This is a genomic window from Massilia litorea (assembly GCF_015101885.1).
In the GTDB taxonomy this organism is placed as follows: domain Bacteria; phylum Pseudomonadota; class Gammaproteobacteria; order Burkholderiales; family Burkholderiaceae_D; genus Telluria; species Telluria litorea.
In genome coordinates this window covers 2633334-2654110 of the sequence record NZ_CP062941.1, presented here as the reverse complement: position 1 = coordinate 2654110, position 20777 = coordinate 2633334, and the positions used below count along the sequence as shown (strand labels likewise).

13 protein-coding genes are annotated in these 20777 nt (G+C 65.7%); 10 read left to right on the top strand and 3 right to left on the bottom strand.

Going from position 1 to position 20777, the window contains the following annotated elements:
• Position 1: 1 nt before the first annotated feature.
• Positions 2-3169, bottom strand: a complete 3168-nt coding sequence (locus LPB04_RS11810) for an error-prone DNA polymerase (protein WP_193688971.1) — start codon at positions 3167-3169, stop codon at positions 2-4.
• A 193-nt stretch (positions 3170-3362) separates the two neighbouring features.
• Between LPB04_RS11810 and LPB04_RS11805 the strand changes: the two genes are divergently transcribed.
• The 5 genes from LPB04_RS11805 to LPB04_RS11785 all read left to right on the top strand — a co-directional run bounded on the left by LPB04_RS11805 (position 3363) and on the right by LPB04_RS11785 (position 10307).
• Positions 3363-3635, top strand: coding sequence for a hypothetical protein (locus tag LPB04_RS11805; protein WP_307727143.1), 273 nt, complete (start codon positions 3363-3365; stop codon positions 3633-3635).
• Between the two features lie 117 nt (positions 3636-3752).
• A complete protein-coding gene (locus tag LPB04_RS11800) occupies positions 3753-7796 on the top strand; it encodes a Pls/PosA family non-ribosomal peptide synthetase (protein WP_193684781.1) in 4044 nt (1347 codons plus the stop codon).
• Between the two features lie 14 nt (positions 7797-7810).
• The gene (locus LPB04_RS11795) at positions 7811-8404 is read left to right on the top strand and encodes a 4'-phosphopantetheinyl transferase family protein (protein ID WP_193684780.1); all 594 of its coding nucleotides are present in this window, start codon (positions 7811-7813) and stop codon (positions 8402-8404) included.
• 114 nt (positions 8405-8518) lie between these two features.
• On the top strand, positions 8519-9307 hold the full coding sequence (locus LPB04_RS11790) for a PhzF family phenazine biosynthesis protein (RefSeq protein ID WP_193684779.1): 789 nt from the start codon (positions 8519-8521) through the stop codon (positions 9305-9307).
• A 31-nt stretch (positions 9308-9338) separates the two neighbouring features.
• Positions 9339-10307 (top strand): Bug family tripartite tricarboxylate transporter substrate binding protein, encoded by a 969-nt coding sequence (locus LPB04_RS11785; protein WP_193684778.1) that lies wholly within the window; start codon positions 9339-9341, stop codon positions 10305-10307.
• Position 10308: 1 nt separating this feature from the next.
• Here the strand turns inward: LPB04_RS11785 and LPB04_RS11780 are convergent, their stop codons facing one another.
• Complete coding sequence (locus tag LPB04_RS11780; protein ID WP_193684777.1) at positions 10309-11235, bottom strand: LysR family transcriptional regulator; 927 nt, start codon at positions 11233-11235, stop codon at positions 10309-10311.
• Positions 11236-11341: 106 nt separating this feature from the next.
• Here LPB04_RS11780 and metE point away from each other — a divergent pair, with 106 nt between their 5' ends.
• On the top strand, positions 11342-13675 hold the full coding sequence (gene metE / locus LPB04_RS11775) for a 5-methyltetrahydropteroyltriglutamate--homocysteine S-methyltransferase (protein ID WP_193684776.1): 2334 nt from the start codon (positions 11342-11344) through the stop codon (positions 13673-13675).
• Between the two features lie 125 nt (positions 13676-13800).
• Positions 13801-16194, top strand: a complete 2394-nt coding sequence (locus tag LPB04_RS11770; RefSeq protein ID WP_193684775.1) for a TonB-dependent receptor plug domain-containing protein — start codon at positions 13801-13803, stop codon at positions 16192-16194.
• Between the two features lie 125 nt (positions 16195-16319).
• On the opposite strand, the gene LPB04_RS11765 is transcribed toward LPB04_RS11770, so the two are convergent.
• Entirely contained in the window at positions 16320-16955 is a 636-nt protein-coding gene (locus LPB04_RS11765; RefSeq protein WP_193684774.1) for an NAD(P)H-dependent oxidoreductase, read from the bottom strand.
• Between the two features lie 97 nt (positions 16956-17052).
• Between LPB04_RS11765 and LPB04_RS11760 the strand changes: the two genes are divergently transcribed.
• From LPB04_RS11760 to LPB04_RS11750, 3 genes are all read left to right on the top strand, one after another.
• A complete protein-coding gene (locus tag LPB04_RS11760) occupies positions 17053-17970 on the top strand; it encodes a LysR family transcriptional regulator (RefSeq protein ID WP_193684773.1) in 918 nt (305 codons plus the stop codon).
• Between the two features lie 203 nt (positions 17971-18173).
• On the top strand, positions 18174-19457 hold the full coding sequence (locus LPB04_RS24055) for a YihY/virulence factor BrkB family protein (RefSeq protein ID WP_227496380.1): 1284 nt from the start codon (positions 18174-18176) through the stop codon (positions 19455-19457).
• 168 nt (positions 19458-19625) lie between these two features.
• On the top strand, positions 19626-20597 hold the full coding sequence (locus tag LPB04_RS11750) for a Bug family tripartite tricarboxylate transporter substrate binding protein (protein ID WP_193684772.1): 972 nt from the start codon (positions 19626-19628) through the stop codon (positions 20595-20597).
• Positions 20598-20777: the final 180 nt, after the last annotated feature.

The following is a 20777-nucleotide window of genomic DNA, read 5'->3' as shown; positions in this document are numbered from 1 at the left end:
TTCAACAGAAATCGCGGCTCCCCGTCGTCAGCCTGCCCAGCAGATGCGACATATCCACCAGCCGTTTCGCCACCAGGTGCTTCACTTGTCCCTGGCTCTGCCATATCCCGTACACCCCCAGCAGGTTCGCGCCCAGCACCTCGCGCCGCTGGTGTTCGACCAGGTCCGGCCAGACGATCACGTTGACGTTGCCCGTCTCGTCTTCCAGCGTCAGGAACAGCACGCCCTTCGCCGTCCCGGGCCGCTGGCGCACGGTCACCAGGCCGCAGCCGCGCGCGAGCTGGCCGTCGGCGTATTCGTTCAGCACCGATGAAGGCATGAAGCGCTGCGCCAGCAGCTGTTTTCTCAGCAGCGCGACCGGATGGCGTCCCAACGTGAGCCCTTGCGCGCGGTAGTCGCCGACGATCTCGTCGCCCTCCGAGGGCGCGGCGAGTTGCGGCATTTCTTCCTCCGGCGTGGTCGGGCGCAATAAATCCTTGTCGGGCACGGCGCCGACCGCCTGCCACAAGGCCTCCCTGCGATGGCCGGCGAGCGATCGTAAGGCGTTGGCGCCGGCCAGCACCTGCAGGTCGCCGCGATCCAGTCCTGCCCTCCGCGCCAGGTCGGCCACGCTCTCGAAAGGCCGGATCGCGCGCGCGTCCTCGATGCGGGCCGCCGCCTCGCGGCTCATGCCGCGCTGGAGCGAGAGGCCCAGGCGCACGGCGGGCTGGCGCGTCGTATCGTGGAGTTCCTCCAGCGTCGATTCCCAGCCGCTGATGGCGATGTCGACCGGGCGCACTTCGATGCCGTGACGCTGGGCGTCCTGCACCAGCTGCGAGGGCGAGTAAAAACCCATCGGCTGGCTGTTCAGGAGCGCGCATAAAAACGCCGCCGGCTCATGGCATTTCAGCCAGGAGCTGGCGTAGGCGAGCAAGGCAAAACTGGCCGCGTGCGACTCGGGAAAGCCGTATTCGCCGAAGCCCTGGATCTGGCTGAAAATCGCTTCGGCGAATTCGAGCTCGTAGCCGCGTTCGAGCATGCCGCGCACGATGCGGTCGTAATACTGTTCGAGGCCGCCCTTTCGCTTCCAGGCCGCCATCGCGCGCCGCAGCTGGTCCGCTTCGCCGGGCGAGAAGCCGGCGCCGAGGATCGCGACCTGCATCACCTGCTCCTGGAAGATCGGCACGCCCAGCGTGCGCCCGAGCGCGAGCTTCATCTCCTCGCTCGGATAGCGCACCGGTTCCAGGCCCTGGCGCCGGCGCAGATACGGGTGCACCATGCCGCCCTGGATCGGGCCGGGCCGCACCACCGCCACCTCGATCACGAGGTCATAAAAAACGCGCGGCTTCATGCGCGGCAGCATGCTCATTTGCGCGCGCGATTCGATCTGGAAGACGCCGACCGTGTCGGCCGCGCAGATCATGTCGTAAGTCGCCTTGTCGTCGGGCGGGATGTCCTGCATCTCGAACAGGTTCCCGTGGCGCAGGCTGACCAGTTCCAGCGCCCGCCGCAGCATCGACAGCATGCCGAGCGCCAGCACGTCGACCTTCATCAGGCCGAGTTCCTCGAGGTCGTTCTTGTCCCACTGGATGACGCTGCGGTCGGCCATGGCCGCGTTCTCGATCGGCACCAGCCGGGAGAGCTTGCCCTGCGCGATGACGAAGCCGCCCGGGTGCTGCGACAGGTGGCGCGGGAAGTTCAGCAACTGCGTGGCCAGGGTCGCCCACTGGCGCGACAGCGGCGCTTCCGGATCGAGGCCGGATTCGGCCAGGCGATTCAGCAGGTCGGCCTTGTTGTCGAACCAGCGGTGGCTTTTACAGACCTTTTCGATGATGCCGAGATCGACCCCGAGCGCGCGGCCGCTGTCGCGCAGCGCGCTTTTCGGGCGGTAGCTGATCACGACCGCCGCCAGCGCGGCGCGGGTGCGTCCGTACTTGTTGTAGATGTACTGGATCACCTCCTCGCGGCGCTGGTGCTCGAAGTCGACGTCGATATCCGGCGGCTCGTTACGCTCCTTCGAAATGAACCTTTCAAATAAGAGATTCGCGCGCGCCGGATCGACCTCGGTGATGCCGAGGCAGTAGCAGACGGCCGAATTGGCGGCCGAGCCGCGCCCCTGGCACAGGATGTTGTTCGAGCGCGCGAAGTGGACGATGTCGTAGACGGTGAGGAAGTAGTGTTCGTAGCCCATCTCGCCGATCAAACCCAGCTCGTGCTCGATCTGGGCCTGCACCCTGGCCGGGATCCCTTCCCTGAAACGCCGGTGGGCACCGATATAGGTTTCGGCGCGCAGGAAGCTCGATGCCGTGTGCCCTTTCGGCACCACTTCGTTCGGGTATTCGTAGCGCAGTTCGTCGAGCGAGAAGCTACACAGGGAAGCGATACGCAGTGTCTCATCGAGCGCTTCGCGCGAATAGATGTTCGCCAGGCGCAGGCGCGCGCGCAGGTGCTGCTCGGCGTTCTGCGCCAGGCCATAGCCGCATTCGGCCACGGGCTTGTTCAGGCGCGTGGCGGTGAGCGTGTCCTGCAGCGGCTTGCGTGAACGGACGTGCATGACGACGTGGCCCAGCGCCACGATCGGCAACCGGTGCTGCCAGCCGACTTCCTCGATCGTGACCCGGTGCGCATCGTCGAAGGCGCGGTGCAGCAGCACCAGGCCGAGCCAGGCGCGATTCGGGAAGTGTTTTGCCACCCACGCGGCCTGCCCGTGCAGGCGGTCGACGTCCTTGGGCTCGTGGCCGGGATAGTGCGGCAGCAGGATCGCCAGGCAGTCCGGCATGCCTTTCAGGTGCGCGAATTCCGGTGGCGGATCGGCGATGTCGTCGGGCGTGAGGAAATAGGTCCCCTTCTCGCTGCGCGTACGTCCCAGCGTGATGAACTCGGACAGGTTGCCGTAACCGTTGCGGTTCTGCGCCAGCAGGATCAGCGACAGGGCCGGGTCGCCCCCTGGGTGGCGCAGGTGAAAATGGGCGCCGACGATGAAGGGCATGCCCGCCTTCTTCGCTTCGGCATGCGCCCGCACCACGCCGGCCAGCGAACATTCGTCGGTCAGCGCCAGCGCCGCATAGCCAAGGCGCACAGCCCGCTCCACCAGTTCCTCGGCGTGCGAGGCGCCTTGCAGGAAGCTGAAATTCGACAGGCAAAACAGCTCGGCGTAGTCGGGTAGATGAGCGGGCGGCGCAGATGACATCGGCAAGTCGGATTCTTGTGAGTTCACAAACTACTGTATAAAAACACAGTATAACCGACGAGGTCAACTTGGCAATAATTTCCGTGCGAATACTAAAAGGTCCTTGCACGGTGTTCAACTGGGACATTTTGCCCCAATGCACGGCGATTGCTTTTGAGTAAAATGATCAGCACCTGCGGCGACGCCACCTTGCATGGCAGTCGCCGAGGTTCTCTTCTCTCATCTGCATCAGGCTCACATCATGGATTGGTTCCCTATCGTCGCCGGTACGTTCAAGGTCATCGTGCCATGCACGGGCATGTTCTTTGCCATCAAGTGGCCTTACGAACAAGGGAAGAAGGGGAAGGAGATGGACAAGCGTGCGGTGCTGCGCGCGGCCGGCAAGGTTGTCGCAGTCTCCGCGCTGGCGCTCCCTGGCGTGGGCTCGTCACCGTCTTCCTCGTCAGGAAGTTCGGTTTGGTCATGACTTGAGTGATTCCTCGGCGGGCCATTCAAGGCAAGCGCCCCTGCAAGCGGCGTGGCGCTCCGGATTTTTGCGTACAACGGCCTTGCTTAAATCCAACTTCAGCCCTATCTGGCCTCGATGAACAACCCCATACCCGCAACGCGGCACCCCGACGTCCTGTACGGCCCCCACCAGCCCGAGTTGCTGCGCAACGAAATCCTGGCTGACCTGCTGGAAGCCAGCGCGCGGCGCGCGCCGCACCAGTGGGCCTTCGTCTCCGGCGCACGCCGGCTCAGCTACCGCGAACTCGACGAGCAGGCCAGCCTGGCCGCGTCGCGCCTGATCGACTCAGGCATCGGGCCGGGCGATATCGTCGGCCTGTGGATGCCGCGAGGGATCGAACTGTTGATCATGCAGGCCGCAATCGCCAAAACCGGGGCCGCCTGGCTACCGGTCGACGAAGACACGCCGGCCGAGCGCCTGCTGGTATGCATGCTTGATGCCGGTTCGCCGGCGCTGGTTACGAGCGAACAGATGCGCGAGCGGGCCGGCAGCGGCCTCGGCTGTGATTCCCAAGCCATCCACATGGCCGAGGACCTGTTGCTGCCCGCAGCGGACGGATACGTGTTGAAGCGCCGCGGCGTGGTCCCGGGAAGCGCCCCGGCCTATGTGATCTACACGTCGGGCTCGACGGGCAAGCCGAAAGGCATCCTGATCGACCAGCGCAGCATCTGCCACTTTCTGCGCAGCGAGAACGAAGTGCTGGGCGTGCGTGCCGACGACTGCGTCTACCAGGGCTTCTCGGTCGCCTTCGACATGTCCTTCGAAGAGATCTGGATTTCCTACCTGGCCGGCGCCACGCTCTGGCTCGGGCCCAAGGAAACCGCAGGCGATCCGGAAGCGCTACCGCGCCTGCTGGCGGAAAACGGCGTCACCGTGCTGCATGCGGTGCCGACCTTGCTGTCCCTGTTCGCCGACGACGTGCCCGGCCTGCGCATCATTAACCTGGGCGGCGAGATGTGCCCGGAAGCGGTGGTGGAGCGTTTCTCGAAGCCCGGCCGCATCATGTTCAATACCTATGGCCCGACCGAAGCGACGGTCTCGGCCAGCCTGGCGCGCATGGAACCGGGGCGCTCGATCACCATCGGCGAACCGCTGCCGAACTACGGCCTGCTGGTGATCTCGACCGAGACCGACAAGGGCCTGCGGATCCTGCCGCGCGGCGAAACCGGGGAACTGTGCATCACCGGTCCCGGCCTGTCCGCAGGCTACCTGGGGCGCCCCGACCTCACTGCCGAAAAATTCCTGCCCAACCCATGGGCCTCCGGCAGCCACGACGATCGCCTGTACCGCACCGGCGACCTGGCGCGCATCGAGCCGGACGGCCAGGTGGTATGCCTGGGCCGTACCGACGACCAGGTCAAGATCCGCGGTTTTCGCGTCGAACTGGGCGAGATCGAAGCCGTGCTGGCCCAGCAGGAAGGCGTCGGCACGACCGCCGTATTGCTGCGCAAGGACGAGGGCATCGACCACCTCGTCGCCTATCTGGTGCCGGCCCAGGGGGCGACCGGCGAGCAGCTGGCGTCCGCCACGCTGCGCAAGGCACTGTCCGGCCGCCTGCCGCCGTATATGGTGCCGAGCCAATTCGAAGTCCTGGCTGTCATGCCGCGCCTGACCTCGGGCAAAATCGACCGCAAGGCCCTCAAGGCCATGGCCCTGAGCACGCCGCTGCCGGGCGACCCGGCCGGATCGGACACGCCGGAAACACCGGGAGAGCAAGCCTTGTTCGCGGCCCTGGCCCAGCTGTTCCCGGGCCAGGCGATCCGGCGCGAGCAGGACTTCTTCTCCGACCTGGGCGGCCACTCCTTTTTTGCCGCACGCCTGGCAACCGCCCTGCGCCGGGACCCGCGCTTTGCCCACCTGACGGTGCGCGACATCTACGAGCAGCGCCGGATTGGCGCGATCGCGTCGAGCCTCGATCAGGGCGCGGGAACGGCGGCGGAGGAACCCGACTGGGCCCCGCCGCCGGCGGCGCGCCGCTGGCTGTGCGGCCTGGCCCAGCTGGCGACCGTGCCGGTGCTCGTGACGCTGCGGATGGCGCAGTGGCTGGCGCCCTTCTTCACTTACCACTACATGACCGGCGACGCGGGCGACAGGATCCCGCGCGCGATCGCGGCGGCGATCGGCGTGTTCCTCCTGGCGACGATCATGGAGTTCGCGTTTGCGATCGGCGGCAAATGGCTGGTTGCCGGCCGCCTCAAGCCGGGTTCGTATCCGCTGTGGGGCAGGACCTACTTCCGCTGGTGGCTGGGCGACCGCCTGATCGAGGCGGCGCCGACTTACCTGCTGGCCGGGTCCTCACTGTATACATGGTGGCTGCGCCTGCTGGGCGCGAAGATCGGCCGCGACGCCGTGATCGGCTCGATGATGGTACGCGTGCCGGAACTGCTGCATGTCGGCGACAATGTCAGCATCGGCAATGCCGTCAATGTCGAGAACGCGCGCGTCGAGCGCGGCCGCCTGCTGCTGGGCACTGTCGTGCTCGAGGACGACGCCTTCGTCTCGTCGTACGCCCTCCTGGAGGGAAACACGCGCGTGGAGCGGCGCGGCCACCTCGAGGGCCAGTCGGCGCTGCAGGACGGGGCGGTGGTGCCCGCGAACCGCGTCTGGAACGGCTCGCCCGCACGCGACGCCGGCGCCTTCGACCCATCGGCGCTGCCGCCGCGTCAGCACACGAGCCGGCTGCGCCTGGCCGGAGAAGCGCTGTTCTTCATATTCGGCATCCTGCTGGTGGCGACGCTGTTCTTCATGCCGGTGTTCCCGAGCTTCGTGCTGATCGACTGGTTCGACGAGCGCGGGACCCTGGCCTGGCTGCCGGCGAATTCAATCCAGGCGCAGCTGGTGCGCTATTTCGTGCTGGCCCTGCCGGCCAGCGCGGTGCTGATTTTGATGACCGTGCTGGTGTCGGCTGCAATCCGCTGGGGCTTCCTGCCGCGCATCCAGCCGGGCCGCTTCGCCGTTCACTCGAACGCCTACTGCAAGAAGTGGCTGGTCAGCCACATCCAGGAGTCGAGCCTGAACGTCCTTCACGGCATCTACGCCACGGTGTATGCGCCCTTCTGGTACCGCCTGCTGGGCGCCAAGGTCGGACGCGATGCCGAGATCTCTACCGCGCTGGGCGTGGTTCCGGACATGCTGACACTGGGCGACGAGACCTTCATCGCCGACGCCGTGATGCTCGGTGACGAACATATCGACGGCGGCTGGATGACGATGGAACCGACCGTGGTGTCGAATCGTTCGTTCGTCGGCAACGGCAGCTACATCCCGGACGGCACCATCCTGCCGGAGGGCGTGCTGGTGGGCGTGCACACCCACGCTCCGGCCAACGAGCGCATGAAGGACGGCGACACCTGGCTCGGCTCGCCGCCGATCCACCTCCCGGCGCGCGAACAGGTCAGCGGCTATCCGGAACACCTGACTTACCGGCCGTCGCCGCTGCGCCGCCTCGGCCGCGCACTGGTGGAAGCCTTCCGCATCGTGGCACCGCACGCCCTGGTGATCGCCGTCGGCTACACGGTGGTGCTGGACCTGATGCCGGTCGCCGGCGCCGGGCACTGGGCCGAAGTCATTTCCTACCTGGCGCTGATCGGTCTCGCCTACGGCATCGGCAACTACCTGTTCGTGCTGGCCTTCAAGTGGGTGCTGGTGGGACGCTACCAGAAACGCGCGGAGCCGATGTGGACGCCCTTCGTATGGGTGTCCGAAGGCGTAACGAATATGTACGAAGGCATCGCCGTGCCGAACTTCATGCGTTATCTGCGCGGTACCCCATGGCTGCCGATCGCCTTCCGTTTGCTCGGCTGCCGTATCGGCAAAGGCGTGTACCTGGATACCACCGACATCACGGAGTTCGACTGCGTGCACATCGGCGACCACAGCGAACTGAATGCGCTGTCCTGTCCGCAGACCCACCTGTTCGAAGACCGGGTAATGAAGATAGACCGCGTCGACATCGGCAGCAAGGTCTATGTCGGCCCGCGCAGCGCGGTGCTGTACAGCGCCCGCGTGGGGGATAACGCACGTCTGGGACCACTCACGCTGGTGATGAAAGGCGAGCACATTCCTGCCGCAAGCAGCTGGATCGGCTTGCCGGCGGCGCCCTTGCGGGCGGCGCAGTGAGCGTGGACACGCCCTTGGCCATCCACTGGGGTGGGGACGCCAGCTTTGCCAGGCTCGCCGGATCATCCGGCGTGGCCATCATCGGGATACGCGGGCAGCCGGACCGCGAAACGGCCCGGCTGCGCATTCGCGCCGCCCTGGTGGCGGCGTTGGCTGCGCATTACGGCATCGATGCCGGCCGCATCGAACTGCATTCGCCCCAGGGCGCCGCGCCCTGGGCGGCCGTGGCGCTGGACTCGGGGCATCATCGGATTGCGCTGTCGATCAGCCATGATGGCGACATCTCGGTGGCGGCCTGTTCCCTCAACGGCGCGGTCGGCATCGACGTCACGTCCATCTTGCCGGTGCCGGACTGGCGACCGGTGGCGCGCGATTACCTGGGGCGCGCCACCGCCGATGCGCTGGCAACCCTGCCCCACGGCGAGCGCGACACCGCGTTTGCGCAGGCCTGGAGCGAACATGAGGCGCGCCTGAAATGCCTCGGCTTGCAACTAAGCGAGTGGCGCGACGACCTGGCCCTTGCGCTCCGGACCTGCCGCAACTTCTCCCTGGCGCTTCCGGAAGGCCATGTGGGCTATCTGGCGCTGACGGGGGTATCAGGGGCTTGATACCGCCTGGCTTGTGCAGCTCCCCCTGGGGCCGGAGAGGTGCCCTTGCTGCGCAGCCGGTGCTGGAAGCGCCCGGCTATGGCAGACTCGGGCTTTCGACTTGCGAACATGACCATGAATACACGGCTTTTTGCCTGCTTCGGCACGGCCCACGGCGGCGGCAATCCGGCTCTGGTGGTCGAGGATGGACCGCCTGATCCCGCGCAGCGTTCCCTGTTCGCCCGCGAACAGGCGCTCACTTGCGTCTTCATCGACGCAGCCACGGACCCCGATCTCGCCGCGACCCTCGACTTCGTCTACCCCCACATGCGCAGCCCGCTTTGCCTGCACGCGACGCTGGCGGCGGCGCAGGTGCTGTTCGAGCGGCATGGGAGCAAGGCGCCGCTGGCTGTGACGACGGCGATGCGTGGCCAGCGCCTGCTGCTGTCGCGCACCGGCGAGGATGTGTTCGTGCAGCTGGCGCGGCAGGAGGCGCCCCACGTCGAGGCCGATGCAGCGCTGGCGAGGCGCCTGCTGGCCGCGCCGGGCCTCGCACTGGCAAGCGCGCCCGTCATCGCCTCGGTCGGCAGTCCGAAGCTGCTGCTGGAAGTGGCGGACCGCGCTGCCTTGTACGAATTGAGGCCGGACCTGGAAGCGATCGCCGCCTGGGGCCGCGCGACCGGCATCAGCGGCTGCTATGCCTGGTGCCGCAGCGGCGCAGGCGACTATGAGGGCCGCAACTTCAACCACCTCGATCCGAAGCTGGAGGATGCCGCGACCGGCGTCGCGGCCGGCGCCTTGACGGTCGCCCTCGGGCATGGCCTGACGCTGCACCAGGGCCATGCGACAGGACGCGACTGCCTGATCCGCACGATGATCGACGGCGAGGCGGTACTGGTCGGCGGACGTGTCGAAGCGTGTTAAATTAGCTAAAAACACAACACCTGGAGACCGCATGACTTTCCCGACCCTCGCCCGGCGCGCCTTCTGCGCCCTCGCCTTTGCCGCGCCTGTCCTGGCCTTTGCCTTTCCGAACGGCCCCGTCGAATGGGTCGTGCCCTACGCCGCGGGCGGCGGTTCCGACGTCGTCGCGCGCGTGATCGCGTCGGAAATGACGAAGACCCTCGGCCAGCCGATCATCATCAACAACAAGCCGGGTGCGGGCACGAATATCGGCGCCGCCTATGCCGCCAAGGCCAAGGCCGATGGACAGGTCGTGCTGACCGCCGATACGGCCACCCTCTCCACCAACCAGTTTTTATATACGAAGCCCGGCTACAACGCGGAACAGGACTTCGCCCCGGTCGGCCTGATCGCACGCTTTCCGATGATCCTGGTGGTCAATCCCCAGGTCCCTGCAAAAAACCTGCAGGAGTTCCTGGCCTGGGCCAGGGGGCAAAGTTCTCCGGCCGCCTACGCCAGCCCGGGCGCCGGCAGCCCGCACCATCTCGCCACCGAACTGTTTGCCGACGGCGCCAAACTGAACCTGCTGCATGCGCCCTATAAAGGCGCGGCGCCGGCGGTGCAGGACGTCATCGGCGGCCAGGTGCCCTTCATGTTCGTCGACACCGCCGCCGGCGGCTCGCATATCCGGGCCGGCAAGCTGCGCGCCATCGGTGTCGCCAGCCTGAAGCGGGTGCAGGGCTTCGACAGCATCCCGACCCTGAACGAGCAAGGCATGGCGGGCTTCGAAGCCTATGCATGGCAGGGCATGGTGGCGCCGGCCAAAACGCCGCCGGCCGTCATCGACACGCTGAACAAGGACCTGAACAGGGCGATCGGTACCGAGGCGGTCAAGGCGCGTTTCCAGGCGTTGGGACTGGAAGCCATCCCCGGCAGCCCGGCCGACATGGCCGCTTACGCGAAAACCGAGCGCGAAAAATGGGGAAAGCTGATCAAGGCGAAAGCGATCAGCCTGGACTGAATCACAGCAGCCTGATCCCCGGCAGCGCCAGCAGCGAAGTCTCGCGCATCACCTGCACGAAGTCGGCCAGGTAGGCGCTGCCTGCCAGCCGCTTCGGCACCACCGCATACAGGCGCGCCGTCAGGCCGTCGGGGCCGATGCGCTGGCGCGCCACATAGCCGCGCTCCAGGTAGCCGTTCACCGCCCACAGCGGCAGCGCAGCGAAACCGCGTCCGCTCGCCACCAGTTGCAGCATCCCCACCGTCAGCTCGGTCGTCCTGCGCGGCGGCTCGACACCGGCCGGGCGCAGCACCTGGCGCACCAGGTCCAGCATCTCGTCCGGCACCGGGTAGGTGATCAGGGCCTGGCCCGCGAAATCGTCGGCCACCAGGTAAGGCTTGCCGAGATAAGGATGGCCGAGCGGCAGGATTGCCACCATCTCGAATTCGAACAGCGGATGAAACACCATCTCCGTTTCGCTCTCGTCGAGCTCCGAGACGATCGCCACTTCCGCGCGGTCCTGGTGCAGCAGGCCCACCGGATCGGCCTGGAAGCCCGACACGATGTCCTGCTCCACTTCCGGCCAGCGTTCGCGCAGCGCATCCATCGAGGGCATCAGCCAGTCGAAGCAGGTATGGCATTCGACCGCGATGCGCAGCTTGCCGCTGGCGTCGGTGCTCATGCGCGCCAGGTCGCGCTCGGCCGAACCGACCAGCGGCAGCACCTGCGCCGCCAGTTCCAGCAGGCGCTGGCCCGCCGCCGTGAACGCGACCGGCGTCGACTTGCGCTCGAACAGGCTGGCGTCGTACTGGCGTTCCAGCGCCAGCACCTGGTGCGACAGGGCCGACTGCGTCACGTTCAGCAGCTGCGCCGCGCGCGAAATGGTGCCCGCCTCTTTTAAAGCCAGCAGGGTGCGCAGGTGGCGCAGTTCGAGGATAGACGAAGCCATCAAAACTCCATGAATATTTTTCAGGTGATTAGCAAAATTTGTCGTTTGAATTATGCACCAGCTCTGCCGATAATCGATAGCATCATTCATACAGATTTCGATAATCATGATCAAAACTCATACTCTTGGCTATCCCCGCATCGGCCTGCAACGTGAACTGAAGTTCGCCCTGGAGCGCCACTGGCGCGGAGAAATCGATGCCGCCGCGCTGGAAGAAACCGGCGCGGCGCTGCACGAACGCCACTGGGCCGAACAGGCCGATGCCGGGCTCGACTTCGTCACCGTCGGCGACTTCGCCTTCTACGACCATGTCGCGAACCACATCCAGCTGTTCGGCTGCGAGCCGGCACGCTTCGGCTTCGATGGCCGCGAAACGGCGCTGGCGCGTTATTTCACGCTGGCGCGCGGCGTGGCCCATGAGCATGCCGACGGCATCTGCTGCGGCAACGCACAGCACGCCGGCACGGCGGCTTTGGAGATGACCAAGTGGTTCGACACCAACTACCACTACCTGGTGCCGGAGTTCGATACCGCCACCCGCTTCGCGCTGGCCTCCGAACGCCTGCTGGGCGAGGTGGCGCAGGCGCGAAGCCTCGGTCACCGCGTCAAGGTGGCGCTGATCGGTCCCCTGAGCTTCCTCTGGCTGGGCAAGACGCGCGACGCCGGCTTCGACAAACTGGAGCTGCTCGACGCCCTGCTGCCGGCCTATGTGCAGCTGCTGGCGCAACTGAAGGCCGCCGGCGCCGAGTGGGCGCAGGTCGACGAGCCGATCCTCGGCCTGAACCTGCCGGGCGCCTGGATCCTCGCCTTCGAGCGCACCTACCAGACCCTCAATACGGCGCAGCTGCCGCTGCTGCTGGCCACCTATTTTTCGCCGCTCGAGGAGAACCTCAGCATGGCCTGCAAGCTGCCGGTCGCCGGCCTGCACGTCGATGCGGTGCGCGCCGGGCACGAGCTGCAATCGATCGCCGACTGGCTGCCCGCGCACAAGGTCCTTTCGGTCGGCATCGTCGACGGCCGCAACATCTGGCGCACCGACCTCGATGCGGCGCTGGCGCGGCTGCTGCCGCTGGCGCAGCGCCGAGGCGGAGATCTCTGGCTGGCGCCTTCCTGCTCGCTCCTGCACGTGCCCCTGAGCCTGCGCGAGGATGGCGCCATGGACCTGGAACTGCGCGGCTGGCTGGCCGGCGCTCGCGAAAAGCTGGACGAGCTGCAGGTCTTGCGGCGCGCCCTGGCCGAGGGCGAAGGCAGCGTCTGGCTCGAATTGCGCGAAGCGCGGGCGGCCTGCGAGGCGCGCCGCACCAGCACGCGTGTACGCCGGCCTGAGGTCGCCGCGCGCCTGGCCGCGCTGTCGCCCAATGCCGACCGCCGCGCCAGTCCCTATCCGGAGCGCAGGGCCGCGCAGCAGGAACGCTTCAATTTGCCGCTGTATCCGACCACGACCATCGGCTCCTTCCCGCAGACGGCGGCGATCCGCGCCGCGCGCGCGGCCCATAAACGCGGCGAGCTGGCGCAGCCGGAATATGAAGCGGCCATGCGGCGCGAGATCGACCATGCGGTGGCCGAGCAGGAAGCGCTGGGCATCGACGTCCCGGTGCACGGCGAGGCCGAACGCAACGACATGGTCGAATACTTCGGCGAACAGCTGGACGGCTTTGCCTTCAGCGCCAACGGCTGGGTGCAATCCTACGGCTCGCGCTGCGTGAAGCCGCCCGTGCTGTTCGGCGACGTCGCCCGCCCCGCCCCGATGACGGTCGCCTGGAGCGCCTATGCCCAGAGCCGCACGGCGCGTCCGATGAAGGGCATGCTGACCGGACCGGTCACGATCCTGCAATGGTCATTCGTGCGCGACGACCAGCCTCGATCCGCCACCGCGCTGCAGATCGCGCTGGCGATCCGCGACGAAGCAATCGACCTGGAAGCAGCGGGCATCGGCATCATCCAGATCGACGAGCCGGCGCTGCGCGAAGGCCTGCCGCTGCGGCGCGCGGCCTGGGACGGCTACCTGGACTGGGCCACGCGCGCCTTCCGCATCGCCGCCTGCGGCGTCCAGGACAGGACCCAGCTGCACACCCACATGTGCTACGCCGAGTTCAACGACATCCTGCCGCAGATCGCCGCGCTCGACGCCGACGTCATCACCATCGAGACCAGCCGCTCGGACATGGAACTGCTGCGCGGCTTCGGCAGCTTCGCCTACCCGAACGCCATCGGGCCGGGCGTCTACGACATCCACTCGCCACGCGTGCCTTCCGCCGACGACATCCTGCGCCTGATGCGCAAGGCGGCCGAGGTCATCGCGCCGGAGCAGCTGTGGGTCAATCCCGACTGCGGCCTCAAGACGCGGGCCTGGCCGGAGACCCGCGCGGCGCTGGCGAACATGGTGCAGGCGGCACGCCTGTTGCGCCGGGAAAGTGCACTCGGAGGACAGGCCGCATGATGGAATGGGCGCGTTCTTGCGCTGAACGCGCTCTATTTCGGTGCAAGCGTTGTGTTTACGTCACACGCAGTGGTTGAGATTGTTGAGATTGTTTAGGATGCAATTTTCACCTTTGGAGAAGTTGCGTGTTCCAACAAAAACAATTGCACCGCGCCGTGCTGCTGGCCCTGTACGGCAGTGCTGCCCTGGCCATCTCCCCGTCGGCGCTGGCCCAGACCGCGACCCCTGACGCCGCCCAGGCCGACGCCGTGCAGAGCGTGCACGTGGTCGGCACCCGCCGCACCGGCGCCGCCTCCTCCACCGACACCCCGGTCCCGGTCGACATCATCCCGATGACGCGCCTGGCCGAGCAAGGCAGCCAGTTCGACCTGGCGCAGACGCTGACCAACATCTCGCCTTCGTTCAACTCGACGCGCCAGAGCGGTGCCGACGGCGCCGACCTGGTCGATTCGGCCGCGCTGCGCGGCCTCGGTTCCGACCAGACCCTGGTGCTGGTGAATGGCAAGCGCCGCCACACGACGGCCCTGGTCAACCTGTTCGGCGCGCGCAACCGCGGCAATACCGGCACCGACATGAATGCGATCCCGCTGCTGGCGATCCGCAACGTGCAGGTGCTGCGCGATGGCGCCGCCGCCCAGTACGGGTCGGATGCGATCGCCGGCGTGATGAACATCGAACTCAAGAAAAGCCTGGGCTGCGAAGCCGTGGCCGGCTACGGCCAGTACTCGAAAGGCGATGGCGAGAACTACCTGGCCTCGGCCTACTGCGGCATCCCGGTGGCCGGCGGCACCTTCGGCGTGACCGCCGAATACCTGTTCCGCGACCGCTCGAACCGCGCCGAAGCCGATAACCCGCGCATCATCGGCGACAGCAAGACCGAGAACCAGACCATCTACATCAACGGCGAGATCCCGCTCGGCGCGGGCCGCCTGTACACGACGCTCGGCGTGCAGCGCCGCGACGCCTCCTCGGCCGCGTTCGCGCGCGGCGGCCTCGGTTCCGACGACATCCCGTCGCGCAATTCGGCGGCCATGTACCCGAACGGCTTCGTCCCCTTCATCAACGGCGACCTCGACGACCGCTACGGCATCCTCGGCTACCGCCTGAAGTTCGGCGAGTGGAATGCGGACTTCTCGCAGACCTACGGCTACAACCGCCTCGACTACACAATCGCCAACACGCTGAACGCCTCGATCGCGAACCTGGACCTCGTACGCGGCGGCCCTGGCAAGAGCGCCAGTTCCTTCGGCGCCGGCGGCTTCTCGTTCCGCCAGCTGACCACCAACGCCGACTTCAGCCGCTTCTACGGCGGCGTCTTCCAGGGCCTGAACGCGGCCTTCGGTCTTGAGTACCGCAAGGAGAACTACAAGATCTTCGCCGGCGAACCGGGTTCGTACATCGACGCCGACGGCGTGGGCGTGGGCGGCAATGCCGGCAGCCAGGGCTTCCCCGGCTTCCAGCCGGCCGACGCCACCGACCGCAGCCGCCACAGCACCGCCGCCTACGTCGACCTCGAAGCGGACATCACCGACCGCCTGAAACTGCAGGCCGCGCTGCGCCACGAGCGCTTCTCGGACTTCGGCTCGACCACCGACGGCAAGCTCGCCGCCGCCTTCAAGCTGGGCGGCGACGTGCTGCTGCGCGGCTCGGTCAGCACCGGCTTCCGCGCGCCGTCGCTGCAGCAGGTCTACTTCTCCTCGACCTTCACCGACTTCGTCAACGGCCAGCCGCTCGACGTCGTGCTGGCGCCGAACGGCGGCGCGGTGGCGAACGCCGCCGGCATCCCCAAGCTGAAGGAAGAAAAGTCGAAGAGCGCCACCTTCGGTGCGACCTGGACGCCGACCCAGTCGACCTCGGTCACGGCCGACCTGTACCGCATCGACATCGACGACCGCATCGTGCTGTCGGGCCGCTTCGACGCCGACAACTACCCGGCGCTGGGCGCCACGCTGCAGTCGCTGGGCGTGGGCCAGGCCCAGTTCTTCGTCAATTCGGTCGACACGCAAACGAAGGGCCTGGACATCACGGCGTCGCAGCGCATGCCGCTCGGCGCCGGCCGCCTGAACACCTTCCTCGCGCTGAACTTCAGCAAGACCGAAGTGACGGGCGTGCACGCACCGAGCGCCCTCGCCGGCTTCGAAGACGTGCTGCTGTCCGAGCGCGAGCGCCTGTTCATCGAACAGGGCGGCCCGCGCCGCAAGGCCACGCTGGGCTTCGAGTACACGCAAGGTAAATTCGGTTCCGACTTCCGCATCATCCACTTCGGCCCGCAGACGCTCGGCACCTTCTCCGGTCCACCGGTGCCGAACGCCCGCTACGAAGCGAAGACCTCGGCCGACCTGTCATTCAGCTGGTCGTTCAGCGAGAAGACCCGCCTGACGGTGGGCGGCACCAACATCTTCAACGTCACGCCGACCCCGCAGGATGCGAACGAGACCGACAACGGCTTCAAGTACGAGAGCGTGCAGTTCGGCCTGAACGGCGCGGCTTACTTCGCGCGCCTGTGGCACAAGTTCTGATGCTGGTTTGATTGCAAACGGCGCCGCGAGGCGCGTCTTGAAGCTGGCAGGATGAACGACGGGGCACGCGAGTGCCCCGTCTTTTTTTCTGGTGCAGGAAGTCAGCGATGGCGGCGGAACCAGGATCAGTCGATCCCGGTGACGAACTGCCCGAGCGGGCGGCGCACCTTCGGCAGGTCGACCAGCCAATCCTGCTCGGCCTTGCGGTAGCCCAGCGGCAGCATGACCGCGCTGCGCAGGCCGCGCTCGCCCAGGTTCAGGATGCGGTCGACGGCGGCCGGATCGAAGCCTTCCATCGGCGTGCAATCGACTTCCTCGAAGGCGGCCGCGATGACCGCCGCACCGAAGCCGATGTAGGCCTGGCGGGCAGCGTGCTCGAAGTTCACCTGCGCGCCACGGCCCGGGTAGGTCGACAGCAGTTGCTGGCGGTAGGCTTCCCAGCCTTCGTTGCGGAACCCGCGCACCTCGTTGGTCAGGTCGAACATGTGGTTGATGCGCTCGGGCGTGTAGTCGTCCCAGGCAGCGAACACCAGCAGGTGCGAGGCGTCGACCACCTGCGCCTGGTTCCAGGCGACTTCACGGATCTGGGCGCGCAGTGCCGGATTGTTCACGATCAGGATTTCATAGGGCTGCAGGCCGGACGATGTCGGCGCCAGGCGCGCGGCTTCGATGATGCGGTCGAGCTTATCCTGCGGCACCTTGCGCGTCGGGTCCATCGCCTTGGTGGCATAGCGCCATTTCAGTTTGTCGAGCAATTCCATGTGAGGTCCTTTCGAATTAAAGATGCGTTATTGTATTTTTTCACGACAGATAGATAAACTACGATTCTGGCAAATGATTTGTTCTTGAGGAAGCAAGATGGGGCGGAAATTCGATCACCTGGCCGATGTCGAGGTGTTTCTCAACGTCGTCGAGCACGGTTCGTTCAGCGCGGCGGCGGTCGTGCTGTCGACCACGCCTTCGGTGCTGAGCCGGGCCGTGTCGCGGCTCGAAGCGCGGCTCGGCACACAATTATTGCGTCGGACCACGCGCAGCCTCAGCCTCACCGACGCCGGCCAGCGCTACGCCGACGAGGCACGCGACGCCTTCGCCCGGCTCGGGCAGGCCGAGCAGGCAATGCGCAGTACGACGGCGCAACTGAGCGGCAAGGTACGCATGAGTGTGTCCACCGGGTATGGCCTGCAGCGCCTGCCGCCGGTGCTGGCGGCCTACAAGCGCGCCTATCCGCTGGTCGAACTGGACGTCGACATCACCAACCGCAACGTCGATCTGGTGGCCGAGGGCTTCGACCTGGCGATCCGCTCCGGCCCGCTGCCGAGCAGCACGATGGCGGCGCGCCACCTGGAAGCGTCGCCGCTGTGCCTGCTGGCCGCCCCTGCCTACCTGGAGACGGCCGGACCGCTCGCGACGCTCGACGACCTGGCGCGCCAGCATTGCATCGCCTTCGTCCGGCCAAACACCGGACGGGTATTTCCCTGGCACCTGCGCGATGGAGAGCGCGACATCGACTGGATCCCGCCGGCGTCGGTGACGGTGTCGACCGACGCGATGGGCGTCATCTGGCTGGCCGAGCAGGGCATGGGGATCGCGCTGTGTCCGCGCCTGTTTGCGGAAGCGAGCCTGGCGGCGGGACGGCTGGTGGAGGTGTTGCCGCAGCTGGGTGGACGGACGCGCGCGTTCTCGGTCGTCTATCCGGCCCACCGCGGCCTGTCGGCGGCGTCGCGCGCGCTGATCGACATGCTGGTGGCGGCGCGGGACGGTTCAGGCGGGATATAGCACGCCAGCACCCCGGTCGAAAGTGGTCCGTCGGGCTGCGCTCCTTCAACAATGCGGCCTCGGTACGACAGTGGCATTTTCAGTTGCAACACTCCTCTTTTTCCTTCTGCAGATGGTGGGTCACCGTACTGAACCTTTCTAACGGAAGGATTACGGTAACGCTCTCAAGGAGATAGCGTGCTTGACGACCTTAAGAGGACAATATGACCATTACCGATCACGAAATGCATGAAGCCAGAACGCGCGCAGCTGCCGCCGAGTTGGGAACGGATGAGCAATTCACCCTGTTGAAATCGAAGGCGACAGAGGTACTTTCCTCTCGCTATGTGCGTGGCGCTGCTGTATTGGGAATCGCGGCAGCAGGCTATGCGCTCGTCAGGCGCAAAAAAAAACCTGAACCTGTCATGGCACCGGAACGCAGGGAAGACACCGGCGATTTCCTGAAGGTGGGCACTTATCTCGTCTCCCTGATAGCGTCTTTTGCCTCGGCCATGAACAGTGCCAGCGTCGACGCATCGACCCCAGCCCGGAAAGAAACGGAATATGTTCCGGCGTATCCAGAGGAAGGTCAGCCTGACGCGAAGGACGCGGAACCGGCACCAAGCACGCCCGCGCGCCCAAGGTTCGAGCAAACCTCGGGGAGCTGGATTGGCAGGCAGTGGCAGATATTCATGGCGGCAGCAAACGCATGGATGGATGATTACGCGCCGAGTATGGGGGCGGCGCTGTCGTATTACACGCTGTTTTCCCTGGCACCGCTACTGGTCCTCATCATCGCGATTGCCGGGATGGTATTTGGACAGGACGCCGCGCAAGGAGCAATTATCGCGCAGCTTCAAAGCATCATGGGCAAGGAAGGAGCGACGGCTGTGGAGGGCTTGCTGAAAGCTGCGCGTGAACCGTCCACCGGGATTGTCGCCAGTATCGTTGGCGGTTTTCTTTTGCTGCTGGGCGCAACTGCGATTTTCGCCGAACTGCAAACTGACCTGGACCGCATCTGGCAGGTGCCGGCGAAAGAGAAACCGTCGGGCCTTTGGGGCTGGCTGCGCAGCCGCGTATTATCCTTCGGACTGGTTCTCGGACTGGCTTTCATGCTGATGATTTCACTCGTCGTCAGCGCTGCGCTCGCAGCGTCAAGCGAATGGTTGAGCGGGGGAGCAGCGGAAACCGTTTTGGCAAATGGTTTGAATTTCATCGCGTCGCTCGCCCTTTTCACAGTTCTGTTTGCGATGATCTACAAGATCATGCCGACCGCGAAGATTTCCTGGCACGATGTCTGGATGGGGGCCGCAGTAACAGCCTTGCTCTTCAACGTAGGCAAATCATTGATCGGCTTGTACCTTGCAAAATCGAGCGTGGCCTCGGGCTTCGGCGCAGCCGGCTCGTTTGTGATTCTCGTCGCGTGGTTCTACTACTCTGCGCAGATTTTCCTGTTTGGCGCTGAATACACGTGGGTGTACGCAAACAGCAAGGTACGGAAGGAATAGTCCGGGCCGCCGCTGGTTCATGCCGAAGGCCGAACTGAAGATCAGTTGCACGACGCCCGGCAGGCGCTCGGGCTTCATCAGGACGAGGTTGCCCGGATGTACTGCGCAGCGAGGGCTTCGTGTAAAATCCGCGTAGTCAGATGGACAATCAACCAAAGGATGTCGGATATGAAGCTACTTTCCAAATCGCTTGCTTTCGCTTTTGCTGCCTCGGTCGTATCGCTGAGCGCCCTGGCCCAGAACTGGCCTGACAAGACGGTCACCGTCGTCGTGCCATGGCCACCGGGCGGTCCGTCCGACATCGCTGCCCGTCCATGGGCCAAGCACATGACCGAAACGCTGGGCAAGCCCTTCGTTATCGATAACCGCGCCGGTGGCGGCGGCAATATCGGCACGGCGGCGGTGACGCGTTCGGCAGCCGACGGCTATACCCTGCTGATCACCTCGAGCGCGCCGATCGTCATCAATCCGAGCGTCTACAAGGGCATGACCTTCGATCCGCTGAAGGACCTGGCGCCGATCAGCAACCTGCTGCGCGTGCCGCTGGTGCTGGTCGCGAATCCTTCGGTGCCGGCCAAGAACCTCAAGGAACTGATGGCCTACATCCACTCGAAAAAGGGCCAGTTCTCCTTTGGTTCCTCGGGCAACGGCACGCCGCAGCACCTGACCGGCGAACTGTTCAACAGCGTCGAGAAGCTCGACATGGCGCACATTCCCTACAAGGGTTCGGCGCCGGCGATTTCGGACCTGCTGGGCGGCCACATCCCGATCATGTTCGACAGCACGATCGCCATCATGCCGCACATTAAGAGCGGTAAAGTCAAACCGATCGCCATCACCAGCGCCAAGCGCTCGCCGCTGCTGCCGGACGTGCCGACCTTCGCCGAACTGGGTATCCCGCAGCTCGAGTCCTACGCCTGGTACGGCCTGTTCGCACCGGCCAAGACGCCGAAGGCCGTGATCGACAAGATCAACGCCGAGACCGTCAAGTTCATCAAGTCGCCGGAGTTCGCCAAGGTGCGCGCCGAAACCGGTTCGGAAATGCTGGCCGATACGCCTGAAAACTTCACCAAGTTCGTGCACGCCGAATCGGCCAAGTGGTCGAAGGTGGCGAAGGACAGCGGCGCGACGGTGGATTAAACGCTTGCGGTGTTCCGCAAACAAGAAAGGGACTGGAGCCATCCAGTCCCTTTTTTTATGACCTGTAGGGTGGGCGGCTCCACCCTGGCGTTCGCTCATATGTACCGTGTGCGCCGCCCACGCGTTCAACGCACGGTAGAAAACCATGGTGCGGCTTTGCACCCGCTGGTTGAACGCGTA

Coding starts and splice junctions, on each gene's coding strand:
- LPB04_RS11810 (WP_193688971.1), bottom strand. CDS start 3,169: ATGTCATCTGCGCCGCCCGCTCATCTACCCGACTACGCCGAGCTGTTT.
- LPB04_RS11805 (WP_307727143.1), top strand. CDS start 3,363: ATGGCAGTCGCCGAGGTTCTCTTCTCTCATCTGCATCAGGCTCACATC.
- LPB04_RS11800 (WP_193684781.1), top strand. CDS start 3,753: ATGAACAACCCCATACCCGCAACGCGGCACCCCGACGTCCTGTACGGC.
- LPB04_RS11790 (WP_193684779.1), top strand. CDS start 8,519: ATGAATACACGGCTTTTTGCCTGCTTCGGCACGGCCCACGGCGGCGGC.
- LPB04_RS11785 (WP_193684778.1), top strand. CDS start 9,339: ATGACTTTCCCGACCCTCGCCCGGCGCGCCTTCTGCGCCCTCGCCTTT.
- LPB04_RS11780 (WP_193684777.1), bottom strand. CDS start 11,235: ATGGCTTCGTCTATCCTCGAACTGCGCCACCTGCGCACCCTGCTGGCT.
- metE (WP_193684776.1), top strand. CDS start 11,342: ATGATCAAAACTCATACTCTTGGCTATCCCCGCATCGGCCTGCAACGT.
- LPB04_RS11765 (WP_193684774.1), bottom strand. CDS start 16,955: ATGGAATTGCTCGACAAACTGAAATGGCGCTATGCCACCAAGGCGATG.
- LPB04_RS11760 (WP_193684773.1), top strand. CDS start 17,053: ATGGGGCGGAAATTCGATCACCTGGCCGATGTCGAGGTGTTTCTCAAC.
- LPB04_RS24055 (WP_227496380.1), top strand. CDS start 18,174: ATGACCATTACCGATCACGAAATGCATGAAGCCAGAACGCGCGCAGCT.
- LPB04_RS11750 (WP_193684772.1), top strand. CDS start 19,626: ATGAAGCTACTTTCCAAATCGCTTGCTTTCGCTTTTGCTGCCTCGGTC.